Source organism: Acidovorax sp. PRC11 (assembly GCF_031844105.1).
Lineage (GTDB): Bacteria > Pseudomonadota > Gammaproteobacteria > Burkholderiales > Burkholderiaceae_C > Paracidovorax.
The window spans coordinates 54,560-63,388 of record NZ_JAUZUQ010000024.1; the positions used below are offsets into that span (position 1 = coordinate 54,560).

The 8,829-nt window shown below is 67.5% G+C and carries 12 protein-coding genes; all 12 read left to right on the forward strand.

Going from position 1 to position 8,829, the window contains the following annotated elements; all coding sequences use genetic code 11:
- Positions 1–6: 6 nt before the first annotated feature.
- Positions 7–1,251 carry a phage portal protein gene (locus tag Q9R47_RS20950; protein WP_311235050.1) on the forward strand — a complete coding sequence of 415 codons (1,245 nt, stop codon included), beginning with the start codon at positions 7–9 and terminating at the stop codon, positions 1,249–1,251.
- A complete protein-coding gene (locus Q9R47_RS20955; protein WP_311235051.1) occupies positions 1,229–2,080 on the forward strand; it encodes a head maturation protease, ClpP-related in 852 nt (283 codons plus the stop codon). The genes Q9R47_RS20950 and Q9R47_RS20955 overlap by 23 nt, the downstream gene beginning before the upstream one ends.
- A 2-nt stretch (positions 2,081–2,082) precedes the next feature.
- Complete coding sequence (locus Q9R47_RS20960; protein ID WP_311235052.1) at positions 2,083–3,261, forward strand: phage major capsid protein; 1,179 nt, start codon at positions 2,083–2,085, stop codon at positions 3,259–3,261.
- A 39-nt stretch (positions 3,262–3,300) separates the two neighbouring features.
- Positions 3,301–3,549 carry a HeH/LEM domain-containing protein gene (locus Q9R47_RS20965; protein WP_311235053.1) on the forward strand — a complete coding sequence of 83 codons (249 nt, stop codon included), beginning with the start codon at positions 3,301–3,303 and terminating at the stop codon, positions 3,547–3,549.
- 2 nt (positions 3,550–3,551) lie between these two features.
- Positions 3,552–3,896 carry a head-tail connector protein gene (locus Q9R47_RS20970; protein ID WP_311235054.1) on the forward strand — a complete coding sequence of 115 codons (345 nt, stop codon included), beginning with the start codon at positions 3,552–3,554 and terminating at the stop codon, positions 3,894–3,896.
- A 2-nt stretch (positions 3,897–3,898) separates the two neighbouring features.
- Positions 3,899–4,225, forward strand: coding sequence for a phage head closure protein (locus Q9R47_RS20975; RefSeq protein WP_311235055.1), 327 nt, complete (start codon positions 3,899–3,901; stop codon positions 4,223–4,225).
- Positions 4,222–4,752 (forward strand): HK97 gp10 family phage protein, encoded by a 531-nt coding sequence (locus tag Q9R47_RS20980; RefSeq protein WP_311235056.1) that lies wholly within the window; start codon positions 4,222–4,224, stop codon positions 4,750–4,752. The genes Q9R47_RS20975 and Q9R47_RS20980 overlap by 4 nt, the downstream gene beginning before the upstream one ends.
- Complete coding sequence (locus Q9R47_RS20985) at positions 4,749–5,105, forward strand: DUF3168 domain-containing protein (RefSeq protein ID WP_311235057.1); 357 nt, start codon at positions 4,749–4,751, stop codon at positions 5,103–5,105. Before Q9R47_RS20980 ends, Q9R47_RS20985 begins: the two co-directional genes overlap by 4 nt.
- Positions 5,106–5,185: 80 nt before the next feature.
- Entirely contained in the window at positions 5,186–5,836 is a 651-nt protein-coding gene (locus Q9R47_RS20990; protein ID WP_311235058.1) for a phage tail protein, read from the forward strand.
- Between the two features lie 99 nt (positions 5,837–5,935).
- The gene (locus Q9R47_RS20995; RefSeq protein WP_311235059.1) at positions 5,936–6,355 is read left to right on the forward strand and encodes a phage tail assembly chaperone; all 420 of its coding nucleotides are present in this window, start codon (positions 5,936–5,938) and stop codon (positions 6,353–6,355) included.
- A gap of 47 nt (positions 6,356–6,402) precedes the next feature.
- Entirely contained in the window at positions 6,403–6,696 is a 294-nt protein-coding gene (locus Q9R47_RS21000) for a DUF1799 domain-containing protein (RefSeq protein ID WP_311235063.1), read from the forward strand.
- Between the two features lie 72 nt (positions 6,697–6,768).
- A partial coding sequence (locus Q9R47_RS21005) for a phage tail length tape measure family protein (RefSeq protein WP_311235060.1) occupies positions 6,769–8,829 on the forward strand: 2,061 nt, incomplete at its 3' end.

Consider the following 8,829-nt stretch of genomic DNA (forward strand, 5'->3'; position numbering starts at 1 on the left):
ACCAGCATGGGCTTTTTTGACTTTCTCCGCCGGGGCGCCTCGGCGGAGGCGCAGTCGCGCCCGCGCGCGGAGGCGACGAGCACCATTACCTTCACGGGCCTGGACGATCCCGCCTTGCTCGAGTTCATTCGTAGCGGCCAGCAGGGCGAGGCTAACCGCATGCTGCGCAATACCGCAGCGCTGCGCAGCCTGTCCCTCCTGGCCAATGGCCTGGGCATGCTTCCGGTGAATCTCCTGATCGCCGGCAGCGAGAAGCGGGTGGCCGCGGACCATCCGGGCCAGAAGCTACTGCGACTGAAGCCGAACCCCTGGCAAACGCCGATGGAGTTCAAGAGCCAGATGCAGTTGCTTCTGGTGACGGAAGGCAACGCCTACGCACGGATCATCCGTGCCGCGGGGCGGCCGATCCACCTGATCCCTTTCGAGAAAGGGAAGGTGGATGCGAAGCTCGGCGCCAACTACCGCATGCAGTACCGCTGCCAGACGGAGAACGGCGGGCAGATCACGCTGGACCAGGAAGAGGTCCTGCACCTGCGCGACCTGTCGCTGGATGGCGTCACGGGGCTATCTCGGCGCAAGCTTTCGGAGGAAGTCTTCGCGCTCGCTCAGGGTGCCCAGCGCGCCGCAGCCCGGGTGTTCGAGAAGGGCGTGATGGCGGGCGGAGCGATCGAGGTCGCTGATGCGCTGTCCGACAAGGCCTACGAGCGCATGCGCGCATCCCTCGACAACGACCACGCAGGCGCGGACAACGCGGGCAAATGGATGCTGCTGGAGGAGGGGGCCAAGGCTTCGAAGTGGTCCTCCACCGGGCGCGACGCCCAGCACGTCGAGAACCGCAACCACCAGATCGAGGAGGTGGCCCGGCTATACGGCGTGCCGCGACCGCTGCTCATGATGGATGACACGAGCTGGGGCTCGGGGATCGAGCAGTTGGGCATCTTCTTCGTGCAGTTCACCCTCGCGCCCTGGTTCCGGGCGTGGGAAGAAGCGCTCGCCCGATCGCTCCTGGCGGACAGCGATCTGGGGCGCATGCAGTTCAAGTTCAACGAGCGGGCACTGCTGCGCGGCACCTTGAAAGACCAGGCCGACTATTTCGCCAAGGCGCTCGGCGCCGGCGGCCACCAGCCCTGGCACACCGCCAACGAGATCCGCGATCTGGCCGACTACCCGGCCGACAAGAACGCCAAGTTCGACACCCTGGGCGATCCCTCGGGGAAGAAAGCACCCAATGACCCTGAAAAAGCTCCCTGAACTGCAGGCGTCCGGGCGCGGGCGAATCCAGTCCTATGTGTCGCCCAACGCGCTCGCTCGGTGGTCGCCCACGATCCAAGCCGCCGCGGGCGATTCGCCGGACAACACCATCAGCATCCTCGACGTGATCGGGGAGGATTGGTGGACCGGCGAGGGCGTGACCTCCAACCGCATTGCCGGGGCGCTGCGCGCTATTGGAGAGCGGGACGTCACCGTGAACCTCAACAGCCCAGGTGGTGACATGTTCGAGGGAACGGCCATCTACAACCTGCTGCGCGAGCACAAGGGAAAAGTCACGATCAACGTGTTGGGCCTCGCGGCTTCGGCGGCGTCCATCATCGCCATGGCAGGCGACGAAATCCGCATCGGCCGGCCTTCGTTCCTGATGATCCACAACTGCTGGTGCTTGGCCGCCGGCAACCGCCACGACTTCGCCGTACTGGCGGAGGACATGGCGCCCTTCGATGCCGCGATGGCCGACGTGTACCAGTCTCGCACGGGCATCGACCTGAAGCGCATCGAGTCGCTGATGGACCGGGAGAGCTGGATCGGCGGCTCGGCTGCAGTCGCAGAAGGCTGGGCCGATGGCCTGCTCGGCGAGAAAGATATCAAGGACGACGGGGGCGGCACCCAAGCCCATTCTGTTCGTCGCATTGAAGCGGCGCTGCGCTCCAGCGGCATGCCGCGCAGCGAGGCCCAGCGTCTCCTGTCCGACTTCAAGTCCAGCCTGAGCGACTCGGCTGGCAGCCCTGGCCGCCTGAGTGATTCGGCAGCACCCACCGTGGCGCCTGGCGCGCTGCAGAACCTCCTCCTCGCCATGAAAGGCTGAAAATGACTGACGTAAACAAGACCATCGAAGATCTGGGCAAGGCTTTCGAAGCCTTCAAGGCAACGCACACGCAGGAGCTCAAAGCCCTGAAGCAGAGCCATGGCACCGCCGATTACCAGGCCAAGATCGACAAGATCAATGCCGACATCGACCGCCACCAGAAGGAGATCGAAGACGCACACACCAAGCTGGCCGCCAGCCAGCAGGGCACGCCGAACACCGGCCCGGTGGACAAGGAGTACAGCGCTGCGTTCCGCGCGCACTTCACGAAGGGCGATGTTCAGGCGGCCCTGAACAAGGGCTCTGCCACCGAGGGCGGCTACCTGGCGCCGGTCGAATGGGACCGCTCCATCACCAGCCGCCTGGTGGAGGTGTCTCCGATCCGCTCGATCGCGAACGTGCAGAGCATTTCCACCGCGGGCTACACGAAGCTGTTCAACAACCTGGGCACCACGTCCGGATGGGTCGGTGAGACCTCGCCGCGGCCGCAGACGAACACGCCGACGTTCAGCCCGATGACTTACAAGCCGGGCGAGCTGTACGCCAATCCGGCGGCCACGCAGCAACTGCTGGACGACGCCGAGGTCGATCTCGAGGCGTGGCTGGCCGGCGAGGTGGAAACCGAGTTCGCCTACCAGGAAGGCATCGCATTCCTCACGGGCTCCGGCGCGAACGACCGCCCGAACGGTCTGCTCACGTACGTCACCGGCGGCGCGAACGCGGCGGCGCACCCCTGGGGCGACATCAAGACGGTGGGCTCCGGCGCCGTGGGCGCGGTGACCGCGGATGCGCTGATCGATCTGATCTACGCGCTGCCCGAGGAGTACACGGGCAATGCGCGGTTCGTGATCAACCGCACGAGCCAGGGCACGATCCGCAAGCTGAAGGACGGCCAGGGCAACTACCTCTGGCAGCCCAGCTACGTGGCGGGCCAGCCGGCAACGATCGCGGGCTACCCCGTCACCACGGTGGCCGGCATGCCCAACATCGCCGCCAACTCGATCCCCGCACTGTTCGGCGACTTCAAGCGCGGCTACCAGATCATCGACCGCACCGGTGTACGCGTCCTGCGCGATCCCTACACGAACAAGCCGTTCGTGCAGTTCTACACGACGAAGCGTGTGGGCGGCGGCCTGCTGAACCCTGACGTGATCAAGGCGCTCAAGGTCGCCGCAGCCTGATAGCCCGGGCGGGCTCCGGCCCGCCCACAGGAGAACACCATGAAAGCGACCAAGCAATTCCAGGGCGTGCCCAGCGGCGAGTTCCACCCGGTGACGTACGAAGTCGGCGACGACGTGCCGCCCGAGCTGCACGCCACCGCTCGCCACTTCGCCGGCGACACGGACGACGCAACCGGAGACGGAAAGCTGACCGTGGAGGAGATCCGCACAACTCTGACGGCCAAGGGCATCGATTTCGATCCGAAGGCCAAGAAGGCCGACCTGCTCGCGCTGCTGCCGAAGGATTGAGCATGCCGCTTGTGTCTCAGGATCAGGCGCTCGCTCATCTGCGAGCCGAGGCAGGCGACGAGGACACGCTCATTGCGCTCTACCTTGGCGCGGCCGAGCAATCGGTGCTGGACTATCTCAACCGCCAAGTGTTCGCGAGCGCCGAGGCGCTGGCCGCCGCCGTGACGGCCGGCACCGCGGGTGACCACCCGATGGTGTCGAACAAGGCAGTTGAGGCCGCCATCCTGATGACGCTCGGGCACCTCTACGCAAACCGCGAGCAGGTGGTGGTGGGCGCAGCCGCGGCGGAGATGCCATTCGGTCCGCGCGCGCTCCTCCGCCCGCACCGCATCTTTCCGGGGTTCTGACCATGCGAGCAGGAGACCTGAACCGCCGCATCACCATCCAGCGCCGCGGCGAGGCGACCGACACCTGGGGCTCTCCGGTGCCGGGCGCCGAGAACTGGGTGGAGGTCGGCAAGGCGTGGGCCCGCATCAAGACGCTGTCCGGTCTGGGCGTCATCAAGGCGGACGCGCAGGCGTCCACCGTCAAGGCGTCCATCCGCGTGCGCTGGCGCACCGACCTGACCGCCGGCATGCGCGTGCTTTACGGCGGCACGGTGTACGACGTGCAGGCGGTGCTGCCCGATGAGGCGGGCCGCGAGCATGTTGACCTGGTCTGCGAGGTCGGCCGATGAGCTTCACGATCGATGCCGATACCGCCGGGCTGGAGAGCTACCTGGACGAACTGGGTGACGAAGCCGAGGCCGCCGTCCGGCCCGCCGCGCAGGCGGGTGCCCAGGTGCTCTACGAGCAGGTCCAGCGCAACGTCGCGGGCCTGGGGCGCCGGACAGGAAAGCTGGCGGGCTCGATCTACCAGGCGTATAGCGCCAGCAAGTCCGGCGACGGCAAGGCCGCCTACGACATCTCGTGGAACCACCGCAAGGCGCCCCACGGACACCTTGTCGAGTATGGCTACCTGCAGCGGTACGTGTACCGCCCGGACGGCATGGGCCCGGTGGTGCGCCCAGGCATGGACGGCAAGCCGCGGCCCGGCCGGCGCGCCACGCGCGAGCAGAAGGACGCCTACTACCTGACGCTGCCTGCGCCGCGGATCGTGCCCGGCAAAGCGTTCGTGCGCGGCGCGGCGTCGGCCATGGACGCGGCCTACAAGGCCGCTGAGGCGGAGATGCGGCGCCGCGTCGCGCAGAAGGGGGGAGCATGAGCCTGGAAGAAGACCTGGTCGCGGCCCTGCGCACGCAGTGCCCGCGCGTGTTCCCGATGACCGCGCCCTACGACACGCCCACGCCCTACGTGGTGTGGCAGCACGTTGGTGGGGAGCCGATCCGCTTCTTGGACAACTCGGCGCCGCCGACGCGCCACGCTGACATCCAGATCACAGCCTGGACCACCACGCCGAAGGCGGCACTGGACCTCCTGCGCGGTATTGAGGACACGCTGTGCGCCTCCACTGCGCTGCAGGCCTCGCCGCGGGCCGAGCCCACGTCGGCCTACGACGACGGCGACGAGCTGATCGGCGCGCTGCAGACCTTCAGCGTCTGGGGCGCGCGCACCTGATTTCCGGCCTCTGGCCATCCGCCCGCGAGGGCACATCTCCAACGCCCGCACCGCGGGCTTTTTGCATTGAAAGGCCCAACATGGCTGTCTCTCTCCCCGACGGTGCGACCGTCGCCATCGCAACCGCCTACGGCACCGCCAAGGCGATCAGCGCGATTTCCAACGCGGCGCCCGGCATCGCCACCAGCGCGGCCCACGGCCTGGCAAACGGCGCGTTCCTGGAGCTGAAGTCCGGCTGGCAGAAGATCAGCGAGCGCATCTTCAAGGCTGGCGACGTGGCCACCAACGCTCTGTCGCTGCTCGGCACCGATACCACCGACGTGAACCGCTTCCCTGCGGGCTCCTCGGGCGGCTCGATGCGCGAGATCCTGGCCTGGACGCAGATCCCGCAGATCCTGGAATTCACCACCAACGGCGGCGACCAGCAGTTCGCGAACTTCTCGTTCCTGGAAGAGGACTACGAGCGCCAGCTGCCCACGGTGACGGCCGCGCAGTCCATCCAGATCGGCATCGGCGACGACCCCACGCTGCCCGGCTACCAGGCGCTCAAGGCCGCTGGCGAGGCCCGTGCGATCCGCGCCATCAAGATCACGCTGCCCAACGGCTCGGTGATCCTCTACAACGGCTACGTGTCGTTCAACGAGACGCCCACCCTGACCAAGGGCCAGGTCATGCAGGTGCGCGCCACCATTTCGCTGCAGGGCCGCCCGGTGCGCTACACCGCCACCTGACCTTTCCGCGTCTGCCACGGGGCCCTTCGGGGCCCTTTTTCATGCCCCGCCGACCGTATGCGGCGAGGGTCTTTTTCACCTCTCCGATAGCACAACACCATGGCAAAAATCGTTCTGGGCAAGCGCCCCGAGACCTTCAAGAAGACCGTGACCATCCCCATGCTCGACGGCACCAAGGGCACCATCGAATGCACGTTCCGTTACCGGACGCGCAAGGAATTCGGCGCGCTGGTGGACGGCATCCGGGCCGACGCCGAGAAGCTGGGCGCCCAGGCCACCAGCGAGGCCGCCCCCGTGGAAGAAGGCGCGCCCGCGAAGGCGTGGAGCATGCGCGACCACTTCGAAAAGCTGGTGGGCACCAACGCCGACTACTTCCTCCGGATCCTGGACGGCTGGAATCTCGATGTGCCCCTGAACGCCGAATCCCTGCAGCAGCTCTCCGACGAGCTGCCCGCCGCGAGCGAGGCGATCATCGACGCCTACCGGGTCGCCATCACCGAAGGCCGCCTGGGAAACTGAAGGCGCTGGCCACGGCGCTCTACACGAGCCCGCCGACGGCCGAGGAGCTGGCGTTCTGGGGTCTCACGCCCGACGACTACGGGCACGAGGAGGTGTGGGTGTGGCCTGAGAACGCCGACGCGTTCTTCCTGTTCCGCGACCTGGCCACCCAGTGGCGCGTCGCCATGGGCGGACCCACCGGTCTCGACCACAACGTGCTGCTGCTGCGTCTGGATCGCATGCGCCTGCCGGACGACGATCGCGACCAGCTCGACGCCGACGTGCGCGTGATGGAACTGGCCGCGCTCGAGCAGATGAACGAAGAGCGGGAGAAGCGCGAGCGAACGTCCCGCGGTTCCTGACATCGGCCCTGCGGGGCCATCAACACCTGGCCCTGCGGATCCCCGCAGGGCCTTCGCATTTCTGGACGCGCCATGGCCAACGAAGAACGGAAAGCACAGCTCAGCTTCGGGGTGGATGCCTCGGGGGTGAAGCAGGGCGTGGCCGAGATCAAGCGCGACGTGCGCGAGATGGCGCAGGACGTGCAGCAGTCCGGCCAGCAGGCAGCCAAAGGCATCCAAGCCATCGGAGACGGTGCGCCCGCCGCGGCCCAGAAGATGGACGGCGCCACCAAGTCCATCGTGAGCAGCATAGAGCGCGCCACGGCTGCGATGCAGGCCGGCGAAAAGGGCAGCGCGTCGTACTTCGAGGCCTTGGCCAAGCAGCGCGGCGCGAACGCAGACGTGCTCAAGCCCTACATCGAGCAGCTGCGCCAGGCCGAGGAAGCGCAACGCGTCGCGTCCGGGTCGCTGGGCAAGATGGGCGTGTCCGCGGCGCAGACGGCTGCGGCGCTGCGCGGCGTGCCGGCGCAGTTCACCGACATCATCGTGTCGTTGCAGGGCGGGCAGGCGCCGCTCACCGTCTTCCTGCAGCAGGGCGGCCAGCTGAAGGACATGTTCGGCGGCGCTGGAAACGCTGCGCGCGCGCTGGGCGGCTACGTGCTGGGCCTGGTGAACCCGCTCAACGTTGCCGCTGCGGCCGCGGGCGTGCTCGCGCTCGCATACCACGAGGGCAGCAAGGAGGCGCAGGGCTACAGCAATGCGCTCATACTGACGGGCAATGCCGCCGGCACAACCTCCGGCCAACTCAAGGCTTACGCCCAGGACATCAGCGGCGTGGTGGGCACCCAGGGCAAGGCCGCCGAATCCCTGACCGCCCTTGCGGGCACGGGCAAGGTGGTGGGCGACGTGCTGCGCGACGCCGGGCTCGCAGCGGTGCAGTACGAGCGCGCCACCGGCCAGGCCGTGAGCAAGACCGCCGACCAGTTCGCCGACCTGCGCAACGAGCCGTTGGCCGGCGTGCTCAAGCTCAACGACGGGATGAACTTCCTGACGGAGAGCACCTACCGCCAGATCAAGAGCCTGGAGGACCAGGGCCGCACGACGGACGCCGCGCGCGTGGCTCAGGAGGCATACGCGACAGCGCTTACCGGCCGCTCCGCCGAGATCGAGCGGAATTTGGGATCGATCGAGCGTGCATGGCTGGCGATCAAGGACGCCGCAAAGGGCGGGTGGGATGCGATCCTGAATCTGGGCCGTCCCACCACCAACGCTGACCAGTTGGAACGTGCACGCGCGGAGCTCGATTCTCGTATGCAGCGCGGCCCGCTGAACGAGCAGGTGCGAGGCAACTGGGAAAAGGGCAACGAGCAACTGCGTCAGCAGATTGCGTTGCTCGGCGAGCAAGAGCGGATGATGAAGCGGGGCGCTGCCGCGGAGGCCGAACGCGTCGCGAATCGGCAGGCGTACTACGAGTGGGAGAAGCAAGGGGACGCCTTCCAATCGAAGGCGGCGAAGCGCCAGGCCGAGGTCAACAAGGCCGAGGTGGAGGGCCGCGCGCTGGTGGCCGCGGGCCTTATCACCGAGGCCGACCTGCGCGAGCGCATCTCCGACATCAACGAAAAGTACAAGGAGAAATCCGCCGCGGCCGGCCAGTCCGAGGTCGCCACCATCCGCGCCAAGATCAAGGAGGAAGAGGCGTACATCGCCCGCCTGCGCGACCGCGGCGCCGAGGCGAGCAAGCTGACCGAGGGCGAGCGCCTGGTGGCCAAGCTGCAGGAGGAGCTGACCGGCAAGCTGGACGCGCGCACGCGCTCGGCGAAGCAGCTGGCGCTGGCAGAAGCCCAGCGCCTCGCGACCGTGCAGGCGCAGCGTGTGGAGGAAGAACGCTCGATCAAGAGCCAGGAGCAGGCGGAGGCCGCCTATCGCAAATTCCTCGACTCGATCTACAAGGGCGCGGACGCCACGCGCAAGCAGGCCGAAGCGCAGGAGGCGGCGAACGAGTCGTTCGGGAAGTCCAAGACGGCGATCGCCGAAATGAATCTTGAGCAGGCGAAGCTGTCGCGCGACATGGCGAAGGACGCCGGCCCCTGGACGCCCGAGTACCTAGCGGCCATGGACGCCGCGATCGATGCGCAGGAACGCTGGGTGCGCGCG

Coding starts and splice junctions, on each gene's coding strand:
- Q9R47_RS20950 (WP_311235050.1), top strand. CDS start 7: ATGGGCTTTTTTGACTTTCTCCGCCGGGGCGCCTCGGCGGAGGCGCAG.
- Q9R47_RS20955 (WP_311235051.1), top strand. CDS start 1,229: ATGACCCTGAAAAAGCTCCCTGAACTGCAGGCGTCCGGGCGCGGGCGA.
- Q9R47_RS20960 (WP_311235052.1), top strand. CDS start 2,083: ATGACTGACGTAAACAAGACCATCGAAGATCTGGGCAAGGCTTTCGAA.
- Q9R47_RS20965 (WP_311235053.1), top strand. CDS start 3,301: ATGAAAGCGACCAAGCAATTCCAGGGCGTGCCCAGCGGCGAGTTCCAC.
- Q9R47_RS20970 (WP_311235054.1), top strand. CDS start 3,552: ATGCCGCTTGTGTCTCAGGATCAGGCGCTCGCTCATCTGCGAGCCGAG.
- Q9R47_RS20975 (WP_311235055.1), top strand. CDS start 3,899: ATGCGAGCAGGAGACCTGAACCGCCGCATCACCATCCAGCGCCGCGGC.
- Q9R47_RS20980 (WP_311235056.1), top strand. CDS start 4,222: ATGAGCTTCACGATCGATGCCGATACCGCCGGGCTGGAGAGCTACCTG.
- Q9R47_RS20985 (WP_311235057.1), top strand. CDS start 4,749: ATGAGCCTGGAAGAAGACCTGGTCGCGGCCCTGCGCACGCAGTGCCCG.
- Q9R47_RS20990 (WP_311235058.1), top strand. CDS start 5,186: ATGGCTGTCTCTCTCCCCGACGGTGCGACCGTCGCCATCGCAACCGCC.
- Q9R47_RS20995 (WP_311235059.1), top strand. CDS start 5,936: ATGGCAAAAATCGTTCTGGGCAAGCGCCCCGAGACCTTCAAGAAGACC.